Source organism: Spirochaetia bacterium 38H-sp (assembly GCA_039023545.1).
GTDB lineage: Bacteria > Spirochaetota > Spirochaetia > Winmispirales > Winmispiraceae > Rarispira > Rarispira pelagica.
In genome coordinates this window covers 302,335-322,829 of the sequence record JBCHKQ010000001.1, presented here as the reverse complement: position 1 = coordinate 322,829, position 20,495 = coordinate 302,335, and the positions used below count along the sequence as shown (strand labels likewise).

The 20,495-nt window shown below is 38.2% G+C and carries 19 protein-coding genes, 5 tRNA genes and 1 other RNA gene; 19 read left to right on the top strand and 6 right to left on the bottom strand.

Features of this window, described 5'->3' with window-relative positions:
* Positions 1-22: 22 nt before the first annotated feature.
* The 13 genes from WKV44_01370 (at position 23) to WKV44_01310 (ending at position 7,273) form a co-directional block, all read left to right on the top strand.
* Entirely contained in the window at positions 23-577 is a 555-nt protein-coding gene (locus tag WKV44_01370; GenBank protein ID MEM5947182.1) for a hypothetical protein, read from the top strand.
* A gap of 90 nt (positions 578-667) precedes the next feature.
* A tRNA-Ser gene (locus WKV44_01365) sits at positions 668-752 on the top strand.
* Between the two features lie 20 nt (positions 753-772).
* A tRNA-Ser gene (locus tag WKV44_01360) sits at positions 773-859 on the top strand.
* A gap of 13 nt (positions 860-872) precedes the next feature.
* Positions 873-946, top strand: a tRNA-Arg gene (locus WKV44_01355).
* Between the two features lie 9 nt (positions 947-955).
* A tRNA-Ser gene (locus WKV44_01350) sits at positions 956-1,046 on the top strand.
* 244 nt (positions 1,047-1,290) lie between these two features.
* Positions 1,291-1,378 (top strand) — tRNA-Ser (locus WKV44_01345).
* A gap of 3 nt (positions 1,379-1,381) precedes the next feature.
* Positions 1,382-1,478, top strand: an RNA gene (gene ffs / locus WKV44_01340) — signal recognition particle sRNA small type.
* A 66-nt stretch (positions 1,479-1,544) separates the two neighbouring features.
* Complete coding sequence (locus WKV44_01335; GenBank protein ID MEM5947181.1) at positions 1,545-2,684, top strand: cation:proton antiporter; 1,140 nt, start codon at positions 1,545-1,547, stop codon at positions 2,682-2,684.
* 89 nt (positions 2,685-2,773) lie between these two features.
* On the top strand, positions 2,774-3,610 hold the full coding sequence (locus WKV44_01330) for a PTS sugar transporter subunit IIA (protein ID MEM5947180.1): 837 nt from the start codon (positions 2,774-2,776) through the stop codon (positions 3,608-3,610).
* A gap of 8 nt (positions 3,611-3,618) precedes the next feature.
* Positions 3,619-5,265, top strand: coding sequence for a DNA polymerase III subunit gamma/tau (gene dnaX, locus WKV44_01325; protein ID MEM5947179.1), 1,647 nt, complete (start codon positions 3,619-3,621; stop codon positions 5,263-5,265).
* 67 nt (positions 5,266-5,332) lie between these two features.
* Positions 5,333-5,653: a YbaB/EbfC family nucleoid-associated protein gene (locus tag WKV44_01320; protein MEM5947178.1), complete on the top strand. Its 321-nt coding sequence runs from the start codon at positions 5,333-5,335 to the stop codon at positions 5,651-5,653.
* The gene (recR, locus tag WKV44_01315) at positions 5,650-6,240 is read left to right on the top strand and encodes a recombination mediator RecR (protein ID MEM5947177.1); all 591 of its coding nucleotides are present in this window, start codon (positions 5,650-5,652) and stop codon (positions 6,238-6,240) included. Before WKV44_01320 ends, recR begins: the two co-directional genes overlap by 4 nt.
* Positions 6,241-6,250: 10 nt before the next feature.
* Positions 6,251-7,273: an NAD-dependent epimerase/dehydratase family protein gene (locus tag WKV44_01310; GenBank protein ID MEM5947176.1), complete on the top strand. Its 1,023-nt coding sequence runs from the start codon at positions 6,251-6,253 to the stop codon at positions 7,271-7,273.
* Here WKV44_01310 and WKV44_01305 read toward each other — a convergent pair.
* The 5 genes from WKV44_01305 to WKV44_01285 all read right to left on the bottom strand — a co-directional run bounded on the left by WKV44_01305 (position 7,257) and on the right by WKV44_01285 (position 13,209).
* A complete protein-coding gene (locus WKV44_01305) occupies positions 7,257-8,417 on the bottom strand; it encodes a hypothetical protein (GenBank protein ID MEM5947175.1) in 1,161 nt (386 codons plus the stop codon). The two genes, WKV44_01310 and WKV44_01305, sit on opposite strands and share 17 nt — an antisense overlap.
* Positions 8,418-8,427: 10 nt before the next feature.
* On the bottom strand, positions 8,428-9,003 hold the full coding sequence (locus WKV44_01300) for an ATP-binding protein (GenBank protein MEM5947174.1): 576 nt from the start codon (positions 9,001-9,003) through the stop codon (positions 8,428-8,430).
* Positions 9,004-9,018: 15 nt separating this feature from the next.
* Positions 9,019-9,351: an STAS domain-containing protein gene (locus WKV44_01295; protein MEM5947173.1), complete on the bottom strand. Its 333-nt coding sequence runs from the start codon at positions 9,349-9,351 to the stop codon at positions 9,019-9,021.
* A gap of 34 nt (positions 9,352-9,385) precedes the next feature.
* Positions 9,386-11,128, bottom strand: coding sequence for a GAF domain-containing SpoIIE family protein phosphatase (locus WKV44_01290; protein ID MEM5947172.1), 1,743 nt, complete (start codon positions 11,126-11,128; stop codon positions 9,386-9,388).
* 278 nt (positions 11,129-11,406) lie between these two features.
* Entirely contained in the window at positions 11,407-13,209 is a 1,803-nt protein-coding gene (locus WKV44_01285) for a DUF4954 family protein (protein MEM5947171.1), read from the bottom strand.
* Positions 13,210-13,311: 102 nt separating this feature from the next.
* Between WKV44_01285 and WKV44_01280 the strand changes: the two genes are divergently transcribed.
* The 5 genes from WKV44_01280 to WKV44_01260 all read left to right on the top strand — a co-directional run bounded on the left by WKV44_01280 (position 13,312) and on the right by WKV44_01260 (position 19,012).
* A complete protein-coding gene (locus tag WKV44_01280; GenBank protein ID MEM5947170.1) occupies positions 13,312-14,592 on the top strand; it encodes an MFS transporter in 1,281 nt (426 codons plus the stop codon).
* Positions 14,585-15,559, top strand: coding sequence for a zinc dependent phospholipase C family protein (locus tag WKV44_01275; GenBank protein ID MEM5947169.1), 975 nt, complete (start codon positions 14,585-14,587; stop codon positions 15,557-15,559). Before WKV44_01280 ends, WKV44_01275 begins: the two co-directional genes overlap by 8 nt.
* Positions 15,541-16,536: a dihydroorotase gene (gene pyrC, locus WKV44_01270; GenBank protein MEM5947168.1), complete on the top strand. Its 996-nt coding sequence runs from the start codon at positions 15,541-15,543 to the stop codon at positions 16,534-16,536. The genes WKV44_01275 and pyrC overlap by 19 nt, the downstream gene beginning before the upstream one ends.
* 78 nt (positions 16,537-16,614) lie before the next feature.
* The gene (locus WKV44_01265; GenBank protein ID MEM5947167.1) at positions 16,615-17,973 is read left to right on the top strand and encodes an MATE family efflux transporter; all 1,359 of its coding nucleotides are present in this window, start codon (positions 16,615-16,617) and stop codon (positions 17,971-17,973) included.
* Positions 17,974-18,043: 70 nt separating this feature from the next.
* Positions 18,044-19,012 (top strand): peptidylprolyl isomerase, encoded by a 969-nt coding sequence (locus WKV44_01260; GenBank protein ID MEM5947166.1) that lies wholly within the window; start codon positions 18,044-18,046, stop codon positions 19,010-19,012.
* Positions 19,013-19,155: 143 nt separating this feature from the next.
* On the opposite strand, the gene WKV44_01255 is transcribed toward WKV44_01260, so the two are convergent.
* Positions 19,156-19,908: a DUF6062 family protein gene (locus WKV44_01255; protein ID MEM5947165.1), complete on the bottom strand. Its 753-nt coding sequence runs from the start codon at positions 19,906-19,908 to the stop codon at positions 19,156-19,158.
* A 57-nt stretch (positions 19,909-19,965) separates the two neighbouring features.
* On the opposite strand from WKV44_01255, the gene WKV44_01250 reads away from it, so the two are divergent.
* Positions 19,966-20,457, top strand: coding sequence for a hypothetical protein (locus tag WKV44_01250; GenBank protein MEM5947164.1), 492 nt, complete (start codon positions 19,966-19,968; stop codon positions 20,455-20,457).
* The last annotated feature ends 38 nt before the right edge of the window (positions 20,458-20,495 follow it).

Sequence of the window (20,495 nt, the reverse complement as noted above, 5' to 3'; positions counted from 1 at the left end):
GCAGAAGTAGTATAGTAATAATATGGCAAAAAAAATAATAGCAATTCTGCTGCTTATAACTGGCCTTATGCTCTTTGCACAAGAAGGACAGGAAAAAAAACAGCCCCAATCATATCAATCTGCAATTGACCTCAATTTTGGAGTCTCTACACTGTTTGGCAACTTTTGGTTTGTATCCTCGCAAGAAGCAGGCACAGTTACAGCAGGACTCCTTGGCCTTGATATGGGAATTATCCTTCATACTCCTATCATAGAAAAAATCAATGCAGTATTGGGATATACCGGCACTTTTAGAATCATTCAGGCCATATTTACTGATAACAGCAGCGGTGACCAAAAGACTCCCTGGTCATCCCATCTAAAAGCAGGCATAAGGGTAGGCGACTTTGGCGGCTTTTCCTTTGGCATAAATATTGGCACACTTATAGACATAGGTGACGGCCTATACAGCGGGACATCCGCTGGGGCGACCCTCATCTACAAGAGCTTTATGCTTACAGTTGACAGCATATATCAGGAGTCACTATTGATAAATGTAGGAGTAGAATATCACATACCGGCCATATTAAAATTTTAAAAAAATAAACCGAACGCAGCGCCCGCAGGGCACTGCTTTTGTTTGGTTGACAAGGAACATTATTTTTGTCTATAGTTATTTACCACAGGAGGAGAGGTGTCCGAGTGGTTGAAGGAGGCGGTCTTGAAAACCGTTGAACCGCAAGGTTCCGTGGGTTCGAATCCCACCCTCTCCGGTTAAGCTATAATTTATTTTGGAGAGGTGCGAGAGCGGCCGAATCGGGCTCCCTGCTAAGGAGTTGTACCCTTACGGGTACCGAGGGTTCGAATCCCTCCCTCTCCGTTTTTCTTTTTATGTGCCCATAGCTCAGGTGGATAGAGCGTTAGATTGCGGATCTAAAGGCCGGAGGTTCGAGTCCTCCTGGGCACGCTATCATTCGGAGAGGTGCGAGAGTGGTCGAATCGGGCGGACTCGAAATCCGTTGTACCGTTCTGCGGTACCGTGGGTTCGAATCCCACCCTCTCCGCCAATTGAATAACCATATCAAGCTAAAACATCTCTCTTTCCTGTCTGATAAGAATCTTTGGCTTAGAGAACCTTTGGTTTTTATTTGAAAAAAGCTTTTAGTATAATTTTACATTCTCTGTTTGTGGAAAACCTGTGGAAATTGTGAATAAATCCGGTGAAATTCACAGTACATCTTGTGTAAAAGATTATGCTCCTTTGTGCTTGATTTTATGCAATCTTTTCTCTATAATCTTGCTAATCTTTTTGGAGAGATGACCGAGAGGCCGAAGGTGCACGCTTGGAAAGCGTGTGTACCCTAACCGGGTACCGGGGGTTCGAATCCCCCTCTCTCCGTTCTGTCAGGCCCCTGCAACATAGTCTTGCCAAACCCCGTCAGGTCCGGAAGGAAGCAGCGGTAGGCACGGATTGTGTGTGCAGGTCAAGCCTGGCAGTTTTTTTTGCTGGTATTGTCATTATCTTTGTGTTAATATTTCTGTAATAATATTCTGCGGAGTCTTTTGTGTCCAATGAGCATGTTCTGATTCATCTTGCTATTATTCTTATTCTTGCAAAATATGGTTCTGCTTTGTTTGTCAGGTTAAAAATGCCTCCTGTGTTGGGCATGCTCCTCGCTGGTCTTCTTCTGGGGCCTTCTGGTTTTGGTTTTCTGGAGGAGGATGTGGCTATTTCCTGGCTGGCAAGGCTTGGTGTTATTTTCCTTTTGTTTGCTGCTGGGCTTGAAACCGATGTTGCTCAGTTGAGAAGGCAGGGAAAAGTGTCTTCTCTTGTTGCTTTGGGTGGTGTTATTCTCCCTTTTGTAGGGGGTATGGCTCTTGTCATGTATTTTGGCGGTGGGCCTTCTAAGGCTGCCATAATGGCTACCATGCTTACTGCAACAAGTGTGAGTGTTACTGTTATGGCTCTTATAGATCTCAATCGTCTGAGATCTCCAGAAGGTACCACTATAATGGGTGCTGCTGTTATTGATGATGTTATTGGCTTTCTTATTCTTACTTTTGTGTTTGCAGTTTTTGGTGGTGGAGAATCTATCTGGCTGGTTATTGCAAAGGTTGTTCTTTATTTTGTAGGTACTTTTCTTATTGGTAATTTTTTGTTTAGGCCTTTTATGGAAATTTCCCGCAGGACAAACATAGAAAAGGCTGTTGTTACCATAGGTATCGCTTTGTGTTTTGTTTTTGCCTGGGCTGCAGAGCAGGTTGGTGTTGCAGAGATTACCGGGGCATATCTTGCAGGTCTCTATCTTGGGCAAACGGAGTTTAAGCGTACTGTGCTCGAGGGTATAGATGATTTGGGACAGAGCTTTTTTGTTTCTATCTTCTTTATAAACATTGGTCTTGAGACTTATGTTGAGGGCATATCCGGTGATCCTATTTTTATTGTTTTGCTTGTTATTCTTGCTCTTTTTTCCAAGCTCATTGGCTCAGGCCTTGGTGCTAAGCTGGGGGGATTTTCATGGCTTGAGTCTTTGCGTGTGGGTATTGGTATGATTCCTAGAGGAGAGGTCGCCCTTATTGTTGCGTCTATGGCTATGGACAGAGGGATTTTTACTCATGTTGAATTTTCTATAACTGTTCTTATTGTTGTTGTTACTGCTATTTTGCCTCCTCCTTTGTTAAAACTTGCATATCAGAATGATTAAAAAGGCATGCCTGCTTTTGCAGGTATGCCGTTCGGTTCTTTTATTGATTTTTTGTCCTCTTTTACTAATTTTTATTTTAGGAGGGGTTTATGTTTGTTATTGATTATTTGAAACCTGAGGGGGTTTTCCTTAATCTGGGGGCTTATAAGAAGAAGGAAGAGCTGTTTTCTGTGCTTGTAGATAAGGCTTGTGATGCGGGTTTGCTTCCTGATGAACTACGTGATGCGGTTGTGGCAGAGCTTGTGGATAGGGAAAAACAAGCTACAACAGGTATCGGTGAGGGGATTGCGATTCCTCACTGTAAGATGGAAGGGCTTAAGAATGCATGTGTGCTTGCTGCAACTATTCCGGAGGGAATGAAATATGCAAGCATGGATGGAAGGCCTGTGAGGCTGGTGTTTTGTTTTCTTTTCCCGGCCGAGCAGGGGATGCAATACCTGCAGGTTCTCGCAAAGTTGTCAAGAATTTTAAAGGATGAAAATATAAGGAATAAGCTTATTCTTGCTCAGGATGTGGAGGTTTTTCGCTCTGTGCTTGCCGAGGCAGATGTAGTGCCGCTTACAAAGGTAGGAAAGAGGGGTAACTTTGCTTTTATTCTATGCGTCAATGAAGAGGGAACGGATGAGGCCGTTCTTTCTTCTCTTGTGGAGATTGGTGCGCAGACTGCTATTATTCTTGAATCGGAGACTTTGCAAAAAAAATTGTTATATGATATTCCTATTTTTGCAGGGGTTAAGTTTTTTCATTCTAAGACGCCTTTTTCTAAGACATATGTGGGTACTTTATCTTCTTTGGAACAGGCTGATTTTCTTGCCAAGTTGCTTAAGGGACAGGGAGTTGATATTATGAAGCCTGGCGGAGGTTTTTTGCTTGCTTTTGAGGCAGGGAGACTTATCGGAGGTGTGCCAGAAGATTTGGATGTGTAGGGGTTTTTATGTTTGAAGTTACTGCTAACAGAAAAAGGCCGCAGGCGTTTTCTCAGCTGGTTGGTCAGGAGTTTGTTGTTTCTACTTTATCCAATGCTCTTTCTGAGGGGAGGATTGCTCATGCTTATCTTTTTTCCGGTCCCCGCGGTGTGGGTAAGACTTCTGCAGCAAGAATCCTTGCGCGTGCCCTCAACTGCGAAAAGGGAATTACTCCGGAGCCTTGCGGTGTATGTGATTCTTGCAGAGAGATTCTTACGGGTTCTTCCATAGATGTTATAGAGATAGATGGTGCTTCCAATACTTCTGTAAATGATGTGCGTGTAATACGCGATGAAGTGCTTTTTGCTCCTTCCAAGGCTAGATATAAGGTCTATATAATTGACGAAGTGCATATGCTGTCCAATAGTGCTTTTAACGCACTTTTAAAGACCATAGAAGAACCTCCTCCGTATGTTGTTTTTATTTTTGCTACTACGGAGTTACAGCGTGTTCCTGCTACTATACGTTCCAGATGTCAGCAGTATCACTTTAGACTTGTGTCTTATGAGCAGATTGTTTCTCTGCTTGCTTCTGTTTGCCGGGAGATTGGTGTTGAGGCTGAGGATGAGGCTCTTATGTGGATTGCCAAGGAATCTGGCGGTTCCTTGAGAGATGCTTATACTCTTTTTGACCAAGTGGTTTCTTTTTGTGATAAAAAGATCAGTTTTTCTATCATAAAAGAAAAACTTGGTCTTGCTGGTTTTGATAGTATTCAATCCTTGGTTGCCTGTTGCTCCAGAGGTGATACTGCTTCTGCACTTTCTTCTTTGGATGGTATTCTTTCTGCCGGTATTTCTGTTGAACAGTGTGTTATAGATATTGTAGATTACTTACGGGCTCTTCTTTTTGTTAAAGGAGGAGTAAAACGGGATTCTCTGCTGGGTTATTCTTTTTCCCGCTTTGACAGCTCTGTTGTTGATTCTTTCTCTCTTTTTCAGATAGAAAAGGCAATAGAGATTTTTTTGTCCGTTTATCGTGATATTCGTTATTCTGTAAATCAGCGCTATGAACTGGAGTTGGCTGTTGCAAGACTTTCTCATGTTTCTTCCTGGCTTTCTCCGGAGGAGCTTGCAAAGAGGTTGGAGAGAGTCAGAGCTGCTATTGCATCTATGCCCAGTGAGGTTACCGGAGTAAAAAAAAACTTCTTAGAGAATACTGATTACAGTAGAGAGGTTGCTAGGTCTGATGATTCTGAGCTAGAAGAAGTCCAGAAAGGGGATACAGAGTCTGTTGTTGTTTCTACAAATCAATCTTCTGCTATTATAAATATTGTGGAGCTATTTTTATCAAGAGCCAGAGAACATTCTCTTACTCTTGAAGCAGCATTAAAAAGCGGTCACATACAGTTAAAAGATAAGGAGTTGGTGTGTGCTTTCTCTTCTTCTTCTGCTTATCTTTTTGTCAAACCTCATTATGATTTTTTAGTAAGAATGTTAAAAGAAATAGCAGGAAGTGATTATAATCTCATTCTGCAGGGGGAGGACGATGAGGAATTAGAGTCGGAAGAATCTGAGGAAATATCTCAATCTGAAGAATCTGCTGTTTCTGAGTATGAAAGTACGGACAAAAATATAGAGAGAATTAAAGATATTTTTAGGGGAGAAATAATAAGCTGATATTTGATTTTTTTATATTTTATGTTGAATTTTATTAACAAACCATTTTAGAACAGAGAGGTAAAACATGAACCCTTTTGATTTGATAAAGAATTTTGGATCGCTACAGGAAAAAATGACCCAGGCTCAGGAAGAGTTAAAAAAGCTCAAGGTTTCCGGAGAATCGGGAGCAGGTATGGTTAAAATAGTTATGAGAGGAGATTTTAGTGTGGAGGAGGTCAAGATTGACCCTTCCATTGTTAATTCTGATGAGGTTGGTCTTTTGGAAGATTTGGTAGCATCCGCCCTTTCTTCTGCAATGGAAAACTTAAAATCAGCAATGCAGGATAATATGAAGAATTCTTTTGGTTCCGAGCTGTTTTTTGGTCCGGGTGGGAATATAGTATGAACTCAATAGATGTTCTGGTTAATTATCTTTCCAGAATTCCTGGATTAGGACAGAAAAGTGCCAGGAGGATTGCTTATTGGTTAGTAAAGGCTGATGTCTCTTTTGTAAGAGAATTGGGAAACCTTATCTCTTCTCTTCCTGATAAAATAAAAAAATGTAGAATCTGCGGTATGCTTAGCGAGACGCAAGTTTGCGAATTTTGTGCTGATGCCACACGGAATTCTTCTCTTATTTGTGTTGTTGAGCAGCCTTCCGATGTTTTTGCAATAGAGGCCACAAGGTCTTATAGAGGTCTTTACCATGTTTTAAACGGTGTCATATCTCCTCTTGAGGGTGTTGGCCCTGATGATATATCCATTGCAGAGCTTATAGAGAGGATAAAAAAGGCAACGGTAAAAGAGATAATAATAGCGACCAATCCTACTGTAGAGGGAGATACCACGGCTTTATATATATCTCGTCTTATTGAGCCTTTGGGAATAAAAGTAAGTAGGTTGGCACTTGGTTTGCCTGTTGGAGGTGATCTTGAGTATGCTGATAGAACAACTCTAGCACGTGCACTGGAAGGAAGGCAAAGTTTAAACTGAGGAGAAGACTTTGAGAGTACTTTTTATAGGTGGTACAGGAAATATTTCTTATTATTGTACATTAGAGGCGGTAAAGCAAGGGTTAGATGTTGTTCTTGTTACAAGAGGGAAAACAGGGATAAGACCTATACCTTCTTCTGTAAAGATTATAAAAGCGGATGTAAATGATACGGAGTTCGTTTTGACAGAACTCAAGAGGCAGAATATCAATATAGATGTTCTTGTAGATTGGGTCGCTTTTACCGTCTCAGATGTTAAGCGGGATATGTTATTATGTTCTAAGCTGGGGGCAAGTTATTTTTTTATCAGTTCTGCTTCTATATATAAGAAGCCACCTATCAGCCCTATAATTACAGAAGAAACCCCTGTTTCCAATCCGTATTGGAAATATTCTCAGGATAAAATAGAAGCTGAGGATTTTGTAAGAAGAGAATTCCCAAAGCTTGGTTTGAGATATACGATAATCAGACCTTCTCATACGATTGGAGAGGGTTGGCTTCCTACTTCCCTAGGTTCTACCGGCTTTACTGTTGCCTCCAGAATTCTGGAAGACAAAGAAATAGTTATACATGATGACGGTAATGCGTTTTGGACTCTTACTCACTCTGAGGATTTTGCAAAAGGTTTTGTGCCTTTATTATATCTTGATTATGATTTTGATACCTTTAATATCACTTCTGGCTTTTTTTACTCATGGAATACCATACACAATGTGATTGCTAAGACTCTTGGAAAAAAGCTATTGCCTGTTTATGTAAAATCATCTCACATAGCAATGCTGGACAAGGATAAGGGAGCCAGTCTTATAGGAGATAAGGCTTATACTACTTTGTTTGATATGAGCAGATTGAAGTCCGTAGTAAAAAATTTTTCTCCAGTTATTGGTCTGGAAGAAATGATAGCGCGTTCTATAAAGTGGTATGAGGATAATCCTCAGTCTAGGAAGAAAGACCAATATGTGAATTATCTCTATGACAGAATAATAGAGATACAAAAAAAAGCAGATAGCCTGTGGGTTAAAACTGAAGTGTAAGAGTGATAGCTGCTATATCGTTTCTTGCAAGCTGGGCTACTGTGGAATCAAAGAAAATTGATAATGATTCGCATTCTTGTTTTACTGATTGCAGGTAGAAACCCGTCATGTCAACCGATCCGAGGGAATTGTTACTTGCAGAGGCAAGATATTGCTCCATGCTTTTTTCTGAAAGCTTACTCTGTTCTTTTATTGAGTCCTGTACTATCTGTGCCTTATATTCTCTATTGTATACTGTTATTTGAAATCTCGTAGCTGTCCCTTGTCTGCTTTCTATTTCTTTAAAACTCCATAAGACATAAAGTTTTTGTTCTGCTTTTGACATGCTTGTCAAAATCTTGTTTCTAAGGATCTGATCCTGAAATATTTGATCTATCTTTACTCCGGGTATGTTTTTCTTTATGGCAAAAGAATAAATATTGGAGTTTTCTGCATTCATAATAAGTTCTATCAGAGTTGTTCCCAGAAAATCTCCTATCTTTGATCTTTTTATATATGTATTTATAAGAGAGCTTATTTCCGTATAAAATTTTCGATCTTCTTTATCTTTTATAAAAGCCAGTATGTACCAGTTGAAAGGTCCCTGATTTCTAAAGAAAGCAGCAGCCAATTTTTTTAGTGTTTCTCCTTCTTCTACCTGCGAACCTATTTCTTTTTCTATATTATAATATACTGGAGTAAGAATATATTCTTGTATCTTTTTTAGTTCTTCTCCCTGGTTGTTGAATATCTTTTTTATGGCTGCTTCAGAGACAGAAAGATTTTCTGTTATTGCTTTTTGAGGATTTGTCCTATTCCATTGATATATAAGTTTTGATTTTAATAATTTTGCTTTTAATTCTGCGTTAAATCTTTCCTGGAGAGCTCTTCTAAATAGAAGAGTATTGAGAGTAAGAATATCATCTCTACGAGAGAGTATGTCGCTATCAGATGCTTCTATACCGGTTATATAATTCTTACTTAAAAGCTGTTTTAGTGTATCCGTACTTATTCCTGTGACAGTTAAGCCAAAGGTATCCCTCATGTCCGCAAACTGTATTTTTTGGAGGGGGCGATTACTCTGGAGAAATAAATTTACCCCCTCCGGACTTAGCGCGATTTTTAAAGGAATTTCTATTATACTTTTTTCCGATGGATAAGCCATTATAACCTTCTTAAGCGGTTGTTATCTGTTGTATCTCTTCTATTGTAACTCCATGTCGCTTTTTTGGAAAGGTTTTTAATACTGCAACCTTATTTTTTTTATTGTTATATACTATTCCGCCATTCCAATATTCTACTGCTGCGAACATGGCGTTACCGCCGTCCATTTCTTCGCTTTCTTCCGTTCTAAAAGATATATACTTTTCCAGTGTATCAAAATCCTGTTGGAAGAAGGCTTGTGTCCTTCTTTTATGGAATTCGTTCCATTCTTCCAGTTTTTTGAATCCTTCTCCTTCATCTTCTACAATTATATGAGCTGATTCTGGAGTGAATTTGTACCACACCTTGACCTTCTTATTGAGGTCTCTTTTATTTCCGTGTTTTATTGCATTGATAAGAATTTCGCTTATTTGTTGTTCAAGAAGGTTTACTTCTCTTATCTCAGGTGGGGCTTTTTGAACAATAAGAAGAGTAAAATATCTTACCTGTCTGAAATCACTTGGGAATTCTTTATAAAACATTCCTTTAGTATCAAATAGTGGACTGTTCTCATCTACTTTAAGCAGTCTTATTTCTGTGTTTTCCATATTATTCTCCTTGTATTACATCTGTTGTATTGCTTCTGTATCTGAGTTAGCGATGGGTAAATATCCCAAGAGCTTGGTAAGCTCTATAACTCTTTTTACAGAACCATTTACATTGGTAAGAAAAAACTTCCTTCCTGATTTTTTAAAAAGTGAGTTTGTATAGATAAGCACACCAACGCCGCGGCTATCTATATAGGGTACCTTGTTCATATTGATAATCATCTTTTGTGTTCCGGCATTAAAGAGCTTATCTACTTCCTGTTTCAGTGCTACACAGCTAAAAACGTCCAGATCCCCGTCAAGTTCTATAATCTGAACATCACCTTGATTTTTTGTTTGTAGTTTCATGTTCACCTCTCTCTATATATAAACTATAAAACCTTTATTTTACTTTTAAAAGTAAAAAAGTTTGATCATCGTGTTGTTTTGCTCTTCCTACAAATTCTGCAAGATCTGATTTTACTGTTTCTGTTATCTCTTCTATATCCTTTTCTGCATTTGCCAAAAGAATTTTTAATAGTCTTTCCAATCCGTATTGTTCTCCGTCTTTGTTCATGGCTTCTGTTATGCCATCTGTGTAGAGTATAGCAATATCTCCTTTTTGCAAAGGAATGCTTTTTTTCTCGTATACTATATTTTGTTCTATTCCTATTGGAAGACCTCTTGTATCTACTTTGAAGATTTTTTTATCAGATGGTCTTATCACGATGAGAGGATGGTGTGCTGCATTAGTGTATTCCAATACTCTTTTTTCTGAGTCATATATAGCATAGGAAACAGTTGCATAGTGGTCTACGCTTATTCTGCCAAAGAGACCTCGGTTTAACCATGTAAGAGTTACGGCTGGATCTCTGTTGGGAGAAGCTATAAGGTGTAGTATGGAATGGATCATAACCATTATGAGGGCAGCAGGGACTCCTTTTCCTGCAACATCACACATAAATAGTGCGAGCTTATTCTCATCTAGTGTAAAGATATCATAGTAGTCTCCGCTCACACCATGTAAAGGAATGGAATGTACACGTAAATCAAGAGTAGAAATCTCTGGCATATATTGTGGTATTAGCTTCTGTTGGATTTCTGCTGCTATGTTTACTTCTCTTTCCATTTCTCTCTTTTCCAGAAGCTCTATATATGTGTATATTGTATCGATTATGAGAGAGGAATAGTCTGCAAAGGTAAGTATATGAGAAAAGTCATTCTGAGTAAAATATCTGTTTCTTCTTCTCTTAATCAGAGATAATACACCAAAAACTCTGTTGTTTGCTATAAGTGGTACTGATATAAAAGAACTCAAATACAGCAAATCGTCTCCTCTGTTATGTTTTAATCTGTCATCCTGAGCAGAATTCCTTATGAATATCGGTTTTACTTCTCTCACTGTTTCCGATAATACATTATCGGCGGCTATGGGGATTTGCTGTGATCTGAAATATTCTTCAAAAACGCTGGATTTTGTTTTCACCATCTGTGGTACAGGAAATGGTGGAGGATAAAATCCGGATACAGCTCTTACTCTTATGATAGTGGGGTCAAATTCGTCAAGGATTAATATTGCCGCCCCATCAGCATCAACATTCTGCATTGTAGATTCTGTTACATATTGTAATATCCGGTCTATCTGCAGCTCTGTTCTGGTTACGGACGAGACTTTTTTCATAAAGTCAAAAAGATTTTCTATATCCTGAGTAAGCCGCTGATTCTGAAACTCTTGTTTGTTGATATGCTTGAGTACATAAAACATCACTATTATACCACTATAAACAATTGGAAAAATCAGAAAAAACTGGCCTATTGCACTATTGTTGTATCCTGTAAAAAGGGATAGAAAAGGGCTTGATATAATGGTAAGAATAGCAAAAGGTCTTATGCCTATTATGTCTTCTGCCCCTTCTGTATTGTGTATTGATATCCTTGTGTATTCTACTAAAAAATATATTGTTATTATACTTAGCGGAATGATTCCCAAAATAATAGTGATGTTAAATACACCTAGAAAATTGAGCAGAAATATTGTTATTGCGGTTATGGAAGAAATTATTATTACAATTATGTCTGTATTCCTTGATGAACTATAAGTTCTTATCCATAAAAGAGACAGTGCTACAAAAGATATATCACCCAATGTGAAAATAAAACTACTGTTTATAAACATATACAGTAAGTCTCTAAGCAGAAAAGAGACAGATATGTATCTGAGTACATTCAATTGTATAGATTTTAATCTTGCTGACCAAAAAAAAGACATGGAGAGTAAGATTATTTCTAGAAAAATGCGTGTCTGATATGCTGTATCTAACATGAGTATCCCTAATCTATTAATAATTGACTATGTATAAAAAGTATATTCTCTGTATCTTTTGATGTCAATTAATCTTTTTTATAGCTGCAAAAACAGCCCTTCTATAGAAGGGCCTCCTCTTCTTCTTTAAACCTTTTTTCTATAGCTTTAAAAAAGGCATCTTCTTCCTGATGTGTAAGGTCATAATCGTCTATAACTCTCCTGCCTCTTATAAAATCTTTTTTCCTGGATTTTGTTATTGATTCTCTTATTATCGGCAGCATTTCCATATATTTTTGTATTAGAATCGGTCTTGGTTGGCTGGTTAAATCGTATTCTTCTGTTATATCGGCTATTTCTTTTTTCCAGCTTTCTGTTTCTTTTGTTTTTACTATTCCAAGAATGATTCTAAGCAATCCGTAATTGATAAAAAATCTATAAGCATCTATTGCCCTAAGTCTGTCTGCTTCTAATAGTACGTTTTTTCCTAATCCTCTTATATCTCCTGATTTATAAATATTTGATATCTCCGGTGGGTTTTGAAGCCGTTTTAGAGCTGTGTGCATGAGTTTTATTATTTTTGGGCGAAAAATCTCGTAAACAGGTGAATAGTATTTTGCTCTGTTTCTGGTTCTAAACTTTTCCTGGTTTCTAAAAATCCCGTATAGATTGCTAGTGAGAGCCCAGGCGGGGATAATCTGATTGAAAGCAGGTGGTACATCTTCTATGGGAGACAGTGGCTGTACGATAAGAGAAAAAGGGAATTCCATCTTTTGTGGTAGTGTTGTTATTCCCGATGCTATTGTGCTGTAAGGTGCATTTCTAAAGTTTGCAGGGAATTTTACCACGCAGCCAAGACCAAAAAACATTCCTTCTCCTGGCCAGATTTCTTGATCTGGTTGTCTTGAGGTATGGTTTGAGCCTACATTGGCTCCGTATGCAACGTTACCTTTTCCCTCCGGCCAGTATGCTGCAATTAAAAGGGATTGGTGGTGCATCCCCACAAATGGTCCAATCAGGCTTGCCGTTACCTCTCCTTTTGCTATATGAGTATTGGGAAATATTATACAGCTATCTATCTTGCCGTGGTCTTCCGCCCCGCTTGTTTCCATAATTAAGCTGGATCTTACTATAGCACCACGTTTTATTTCTGCACCATATTGAATTATAGAATTCTCTATATAGCTGTTATGACTTATGTTTACAGGAGAATCAAGGCTGGATATTATAGTGCTTTTTCTTATTATACTTGATGTTATCTTGGAGTTGTCTCCTATCCAGCATTCTTCCAGATCTTTTGCATTTTGCAGTATGCAATTTTTTCCTATGTATGTTTTTGTCATACCAGCTAGAGAGCGATATTCTTCTATGCGTTTTTTTTCTTCTTCAATTGTTTTTTTATCCAATGGTCTGCTTGTGAATACTTCTGCTATTTCCGGAGTTATAAATACCGAAAGGTTTATTTCTCTTCCTCCTGTTTCTATGCCACAGGATATTTTGGGACCTATCCCTGGAGTAAATTGATTTTTATTACTGCCTGTTACTTCTATAAGAAGAGCATTTTTATCTATTATAAAATTATCAAGCATTGCACATCTGTTTATGGAACAAGTATCAAGAATAATACTTTCTTTTATTGTACTGTGATAGATTCCCGAAGGATATGAGTATATATCCTGTTTTTCTATTTTTGAGATATAACAATCACCTATAAAAAAAGAATAGAAAATGCATTTGGGATTAAAATCTTCTGCAACTCTTATTTTTGACCAGTCTGAGCTTATATTGCCCTGTTTTTCTAGAATGTTTATTTCTTCTTTGCTAAGTGCTCTGGATTTAATATTTTTTATTTTTTCTTTTAGCATATTTATTTCTTTTTCCAGGGCAGTTTCTCGTCTAAGTGCTTGTATAATAGTTTCTTTCATATTTAGGCTATATTAATGCATTTTTAATGCAATAACAACAAAAAAAGGTTTCTGTATTTTTTAAAATGATATAATATATCTTTATCTTTCCAAGGAGGCAGTATGAGCAGGACAAACATACAAGAAAAAAGCTGGATTCTTTATGACTGGGCAAACTCGGCACACACTATGATTATCATGACAGTTATATTTCCAATATTTTTTAAAAAAGTTCTTGCCCAAGATATGGATGAGCATTCTTCCACTGCGATAATAGGGTATGCAAATAGTATAGTTGCAGCTGTTATTGCAATACTTTCTCCTGTTTTGGGAACTCTTGCAGATTACAAAGACAGCAAAAAACGCTTTTTTACTGTCTTTTTTATGATGGGTGTTCTTTCCTCGGCAGGGCTTGCCTTTATTGCTGTAGGTAACTGGATGGCAGGTATTATTTTATTTGCTCTTTCTATTTTGGGTTTTTCCGGAGCTAATATTTTTTATGATTCAATGCTTATAGATATAACAAGCAATGACAAAATGGATAGGGTTTCCACAAGTGCTTATGCCTGGGGGTATATTGGAGGCAATATACCCTTTATCATTTCTTATGTCCTGATAAGTCAGTTTCCCAAGTTTCTTCCTTCTGTAACTACAGATGCGATGACCAGAGTTTCTTTTCTGATTGCTGCTGGTTGGTGGGCAGTTTTTACTATCCCGTTTTTTATATTTGTAAAACAAAAGTATTTTGTTGAGCATAAAGGTAACCCCATAAAAGAAGCGTTTGTACGTATTTATCATACCTTTAAGAATGCAAGAGAATATAAAGCACTTTTTATTTTTCTTATTGCATATTTTTTCTATATTGATGGTGTTGTAACAATTATAAAGATGGCTATTCCAATAGGCCTTGATATAGGGCTCACGGACAATACTCTCTTGTTGATACTTCTTGTTGTTCAATTTGTTGCTTTTCCATTTTCTCTTATTTATGGTTGGTTTGCAAAGAAATTTGGTACGAGACCTGTTTTATTTTTCGGTCTGGGGACATACTTTGTTATAGTCTTTATTGCTATTTTCCTTCCCTATTTGCCTGGAGTAGGTCTTAAAACAGCTTTTTTCTGGGGGCTTGCCATGCTTGTAGGAACAGCTCAGGGAGGGATTCAGTCTCTGAGTCGTTCTTATTATGCAAAGCTTGTACCCAAGGAAAAATCGGCGGAGTTCTTTGGCTTTTACAATGTAATGGGCAAATTTGCAGCAATTATGGGCCCTGCACTGGTTGGAGGGCTGGGTGACCTTACCAAGAATACATCTGTGGGAATATCCAGTCTTTTGATTTTGTTTATAGTTGGGCTTATTTCTCTCATAAAAGTATCTTATATGGAAAAGGAACAAAATAATGCCTAAGGAGTATACGCATTTTTCAATTGCATATACAGCTTATAATAGCTTAAAAGACTCTTACCTCAAAAAAGCCATAGAAAAACATATGGGTTTGTTTTTCTATGGTTCTGTTGCTCCTGATACAATATTTTATGCCCTTAGAGCAGAAGGGTCGGACAAAAACAGAATATCAAGTCTTCTTCATGGGAAATCAGGTGTGGATAGTCTTCTTCCTGTCAAACGTCTTTTTTCTATTTCCGATTTTGAATCTGATAGAGAGCTCAGAGATAGCTTTATTGCAGGTTATGTTACCCATGTCATGGCTGATATTCATTTTCATCCTATGGTTTTTTTCTTTTCAGGAGATAATGAAACGCCCGTGGAAGAAGTAAGAACAGGTTCCAATATGCGGCATTATGCCATAGAAAGTAGTATGGATCTGTATATGAAAGATGAAGTTACGGTTCCCTTATCTGCATCTCTGGAAAATATGCTTATGAAGTATTCTGATAATGTCTTTTTCTTAAAAATGCTTTCTTTTATTTGGTATAATGATGACAAACACATGACAGATTGTAAAAAGGGGCTTAGGAGTCATATCTGGTTTCAGAAGAGGTTTTCTTCATCTTTTTGGTGTGGTCTGAATGATTTTTTATCCTTTTTTATTCCTTCTTTAAAATCCTTCAGAGCTATTTTTTATAGAAAATGTTTTGAAGAGAATAAAAATATATGGAATAACGAATATGAATATCAGCATCCTGTTACCGGAAAAAAAGCAAAGATAACAGTAGCTAAACTCATAAACGATACCGTAGATAAGATACTGGGGCTGTGGAAAACTATGGAGAGTGCTTCCGAGAAGAATATGGTTCCTGATTGGCCGGAAGGGAACAATCTGGAGACAGGTCTGTCTGTTGACCGTAATGAGCCTATGGTTTATTTTGATATATCAAGGGAGCCTATCAAGAGATTATGGAGCACGTGCTTATAAAACCGGATGATTTTCATATACATCTCAGACAAGGTAAAGAACTTGTAAACTATGCAAGAGACGCAAGTAAAAGTTTTGCCAGAGTACTTGCTATGCCTAATACTATACCGCCTGTTACAAGCCCTGAGGATATAAAAAGATATGCTTCCCATATAAAAAAAGCAGCACCTTCTTTGGATTTAATTCCTGTTTTTAAAATAATGCCGGATATGAAAGAGCAGGATATAACTTTATTAAAAAAAGCTGGAGCAATTGCCGGAAAATATTATCCTAGAGGGGCTACAACTAATGCGGAAGATGGAGCAAAAGATGTTGAGTCTGTTTTTCCTGCTCTTGCTGCCATGGAAAAAATCGGCTTGGTTTTATGTTTTCATGGAGAAGAACCTTCTGCCTCTGTTTTGGATAGAGAAAGAGCCTTCTTTCCTGTTGTGGAAAAGATACATAAGAATTTTCCTTCTCTTAAGATGGTTTTTGAGCATGTCTCCGACAAGGCTACAATAGACTTTGTGCACTCCTTCCCTGATAATATAATGGCGGCTACTGTAACACTGCATCATCTTCTTTTTACACTTGATGATCTTATGGGAGGCGGGCTCAATCCGCATCTGTTTTGTAAGCCTGTTGTCAAGACAAAGGCAGACAGGGATGCTATAAGAGAGGTCGTTTTTTCCGGGAATAGTAGATTTTTCTTTGGTTCTGATAGTGCTCCGCATAATATGGAGAAAAAACTCGCCGGAGCTGCAGGTGTTTATACTGCTCCATATGCTGTAGAAGCGCTGGCCACTCTTTTTTATAATAATGGGGTTTTGGAAAAGCTGGAAGGCTTTACCTCTGTCTATGGTGCTGATTTTTATGGACTTCCACGCAATAAAGGGACTATTTGTCTTGTTAGACGTGAGTGGATAGTACCGGAAAAATATGGAGATATTGTTTCTGCCTGTTCTGGTATGAAACTAGAATGGAAAATATCACAATAATCTTTGACTCGGACTAATTTATTTTTTATTTTTGATTAGTTAGACGTTTAATCTATTTTTTACGGGAGAAAACAAAATATGGAAGCAAACAGAGAAGAGCAGATGTTTAACGGTCCTATTCTGCCTCTTATACTAAAGCTTGCATTGCCAATATTTGCAGGTATGGTTTTTCAGCTTATTTATAACATAACCGATACAATCTGGATAAGCAGAATTGATCTTTCTGATCCGTCTATTGTTGGAGGAGTGGGAATAATTTTCCCTCTTATGTTTTTTATAATTGCACTTAGCAATGGCCTCATGGTAGGAACAGCCTCTCTTGTTGCAAGAGCTGTGGGAGAAAAAAGCGAGGACAAGTTGGATGCTGCAGCCGACTCGGGCATATTTCTTGCGGTAATAATCAGCATCCTTGTTCTCGTATTGGGGTATATATTCCTCAATCCTCTGGTATCCATGCTGGGAGCAGAAGGAAGCTATTTTGCCAATGCAAGAGATTATCTTGCTTATATACTTCCTGCTGCTGCCTTTATGTTTATTGCCAACGTCTTTATGGGAGTTCTGCAAGGTGAAGGGCTCATGAAATATGTTATGGTTTCTATGATACTTGGTACAGTGTTAAATGTCATACTGGACCCGATAGCTATATTTGTCTTTAACATGGGTATAAAAGGTGCAGCACTAGCGACTGTAATTTCTCAGGCAATAGCCTTTCTGTACATAGTCTTTATCTTCCTGTCCGGAAGGACTAGAGTTCCTGTACACTTTAAGCTTTCTGGTTTTAGAGCATATGTTATGAAAGAGATAACAGTTGTGGGCTTCCCACAGGCATTGGGACAGATGATTATGTCCCTTAGCTTCCTTATATTTAATACGGTAGTTATATCCATAGACGAAAGAGCTCTTACTGCCTTTGCTTTGTGTGGTAGAATAGATCAGGCGGTATTGATGCCCATATTTGCAATAGCTTCGGCCATTGTTACTATAGTGGGACAGAACTACGGAAGAAAGCGCTTTGACAGAGTAAAAAAGGCCTGGAGCACAGCTATTACTGTTTCTATATCCGTTTCTGCTGTGGTAGTTTTTCTGATTGTTATATTTGCACCCAAGATATATGCATTCTTTACGGACGTTCCTGAGGTTCTGGATTATGCTGTAAGACAGGTAAGATTTTTGGAATATGCTTTTATCTTTTCTTCTCTTGGGATACTGGGACGCTCATTTTTCCAGGCGGTAGGAAAAGGCTGGAACGGCATGGTACTTGTTCTTTTAAGGCTTATATTGCTTGCGGTTCCGGCGGTGATAATCTTTGTTTATGTATTTGACTGGGGGATATACGGAGTATGGGGAGGAGTAATGCTAGGTAACTTGCTTACGGCACTCATATCTGCCATATGGATACCCAGATCCATAAAAAAAATGGAAACAGCAGCCGCATAGCATAAAAACGACTGGTAATAAATGCGTAGATATTGTATTGTGATACAATATCTATAAGGAGTTTTTCATAATGAAGAAAAACAAAATATTATTAATAATTCTTGTCCTTTCTGTATTTTTATTTCCTATGTGTGCAAAGGGGCAGGAGAGTGGAGGAACAGTGGCCGCAAAAGTAAACGGAAAAGCAATCTATGTGGAGCAGATAGACAGAGAAATGGCACGATATCTTGCTCAGTATGCACAATATGGCATGCAGCCCTCAGAAGAGGATAAAGCAAAGATAAAAGAGCAGGTCATTGATCAGCTTATAGCAAGAGAATTACTACTTCAAGAAGCTGCAAAACAGAAGATAAATGCGGATAAAGCAGAAGTAGACAAACAGCTTGCGGATATTAAGACAAGAAGCGGATCTGATGAGAACTTTACCAATGCTCTTTCTCAGGCCGGATTTAACACAGAAGAAGAGTTTAGACAGGAGATAGAAGATGCATTTATCCTACAGGAACTTATAGAGAACAGAGTACTCAAGGATATAGAGGTATCCGATGAAGAGGCAAAAGAATATTATGACGCTAATCCTTCTCAGTTTGTTCAGCCGGAGCAGGTACATGCCAGACATATTCTCATAAGTCTTGCACAGGATGCATCAAAAGAGGAAGAAGATGCAGCATATGCAAAAATAAAGCAAGTTAAAGAAGAGCTGGCAAAGGGTGCAGATTTTGCAGAACTTGCAAAAAAATATTCCGAAGGTCCCTCCGGGCCTCAGGGGGGAGACCTTGGCTATTTTGGCAAAGGGCAGATGGTAAAACCTTTTGAAGATGCAGCATTTTCCCTGGGAGTAGGTGAAGTAAGCGATGTTGTAAGGACTCAGTTTGGTTTGCATATCATCAAAGTTGAGGATAAAAAAGCATCTTCTGTAATATCATTTGATGATGCTAAGCCTCAGCTTCTCAATATGCTTGTTGACCAGAAAAAGTCGGAGAAGCTTCAGCAGTATATAGAAGAACTTAAGAGTTCTGCCAAGATAGAGAAGTTCTGATAAACCATATAACAGCAAAAATGATAGGCTGCCAAAAGGCAGCCTTTTTATTTATACCGAACGGCGGATATGCGTACTTTATAGTGCTAATAGCTGGCGAGTGTGCATGTCCGCCTGCCTTAGGCATATAAAAGGCAAAAGCCCTATTCTCCCGGTCCTTTGGGCTTGATTTCTGGAACAATGGCGTTTCCCATAATCTTTCTTATTACCCTTGGTACAGCATCCCGCGATGTTTTCCATGGCCTGTTTGCGTTCTGATAATCATACTGGTCTATGAAGTACTCCAGCTCTTCTTTAATGCGTTTATATTCTTTTTTTTGTATATCATCCATAACAGAAGTGAAATCTTTAAAAAGCTTTCCCGATAGTCTTTTTTTTGCGGTCTTTATGAGGTCAACCTCATGTTTCATACAAAAGCCTCTGCTGCTTTTAAAAAGCTCTTTAAAGTCATCGTGTTTTTTCCACAGTTCTATAGTTATGCGCCTGTTTATATCTCTATCTTTATCCAGTGCATCGCAGATGAGGCAGGTGCTTTCTTTTTGCATTTCCTGTTTGTTAAAAAATATAAAACCTTTTTTCTTATTGTTTTCTCCTGCATCTTCTGCCGAGATGATTAGATTCCTAAACATCTTTTCCCGTTCTTTTATTCTTATCGTGAGTATGTCGTTGAGCTGTATGGCAAGAGGGAGAAGGTCTCTTCTCTGGTACAAAAGCCTTATGTGATGTTTGCAGTAGCCTGTTTTTTCTATTGCTATTCTTGCCTCTGGTTGCATGATGTTTACCAGATAAAACTCTACATATTTTTCTTCTGCTTTTTCCAGAAGAGAGCAGAGAGGGCATTCCGAGGGATTTCTGAAGGCATCCCACACCGCCAGTGTTGCTATGTTCTCTTTCATATTTAAAATGTAGTGTTATTTTCCGATTATTGCTATATAGTAAAATCGGAGGCTGTAATGAAGAAATGTTTTTTTATACTCACTTTTTTTATAGCTACTATTGCTGCTTTTCCGCAGATGTTTTCCACACAGCTTGGAGTGGATTTTTTTAATTATGATAAGGGTTTTCTTGATTTCCGTCTTGCTTATCACCAAAATCTTGCGGAGAGTATGGAGTTAAAACTTGGTGCCGATATAGGTATAAATACTACTCAGAGAGGCGGAGAGATTGTTGCCGATTTTTTGCTTACGGGTGAGATAGGCCTTGTCTTTTTGTTCCCAGCTTCTCAAAGTCTTATTCCCTATGTGGGGGTGGGGCTTAGTCCTCAGTTTGTCATTGCTGAGCCTGCTTTTTTTTATCTTGGTCCTTATCTTGATGCAGGGCTTAGAATCAAGGTCCATCCCAATATGGATTTGATTACTGAGCTCAAGCAGGAATTGCCAGTAGGCCCTCCTGCATGGATTAATAACTGTACCAGGATTTCTGCTGGTATTATTTTTCATTTTTAGTCACTTGTTTGTATGCAATTACAGGGGATTTTTTTATC

Excerpts from the sequence above, each read along its gene's own strand:
- WKV44_01330 (MEM5947180.1), top strand. The coding sequence starts at position 2,774 with ATGTTTGTTATTGATTATTTGAAACCTGAGGGGGTTTTCCTTAATCTG.
- WKV44_01250 (MEM5947164.1), top strand. The coding sequence starts at position 19,966 with ATGAAGAAATGTTTTTTTATACTCACTTTTTTTATAGCTACTATTGCT.
- WKV44_01370 (MEM5947182.1), top strand. The coding sequence starts at position 23 with ATGGCAAAAAAAATAATAGCAATTCTGCTGCTTATAACTGGCCTTATG.
- WKV44_01320 (MEM5947178.1), top strand. The coding sequence starts at position 5,333 with ATGAACCCTTTTGATTTGATAAAGAATTTTGGATCGCTACAGGAAAAA.
- WKV44_01280 (MEM5947170.1), top strand. The coding sequence starts at position 13,312 with ATGAGCAGGACAAACATACAAGAAAAAAGCTGGATTCTTTATGACTGG.
- WKV44_01305 (MEM5947175.1), bottom strand. The coding sequence starts at position 8,417 with ATGGCTTATCCATCGGAAAAAAGTATAATAGAAATTCCTTTAAAAATC.
- WKV44_01295 (MEM5947173.1), bottom strand. The coding sequence starts at position 9,351 with ATGAAACTACAAACAAAAAATCAAGGTGATGTTCAGATTATAGAACTT.
- recR (MEM5947177.1), top strand. The coding sequence starts at position 5,650 with ATGAACTCAATAGATGTTCTGGTTAATTATCTTTCCAGAATTCCTGGA.
- WKV44_01260 (MEM5947166.1), top strand. The coding sequence starts at position 18,044 with ATGAAGAAAAACAAAATATTATTAATAATTCTTGTCCTTTCTGTATTT.
- pyrC (MEM5947168.1), top strand. The coding sequence starts at position 15,541 with ATGGAGCACGTGCTTATAAAACCGGATGATTTTCATATACATCTCAGA.
- WKV44_01255 (MEM5947165.1), bottom strand. The coding sequence starts at position 19,908 with ATGAAAGAGAACATAGCAACACTGGCGGTGTGGGATGCCTTCAGAAAT.
- WKV44_01265 (MEM5947167.1), top strand. The coding sequence starts at position 16,615 with ATGGAAGCAAACAGAGAAGAGCAGATGTTTAACGGTCCTATTCTGCCT.
- WKV44_01285 (MEM5947171.1), bottom strand. The coding sequence starts at position 13,209 with ATGAAAGAAACTATTATACAAGCACTTAGACGAGAAACTGCCCTGGAA.
- dnaX (MEM5947179.1), top strand. The coding sequence starts at position 3,619 with ATGTTTGAAGTTACTGCTAACAGAAAAAGGCCGCAGGCGTTTTCTCAG.
- WKV44_01275 (MEM5947169.1), top strand. The coding sequence starts at position 14,585 with ATGCCTAAGGAGTATACGCATTTTTCAATTGCATATACAGCTTATAAT.
- WKV44_01300 (MEM5947174.1), bottom strand. The coding sequence starts at position 9,003 with ATGGAAAACACAGAAATAAGACTGCTTAAAGTAGATGAGAACAGTCCA.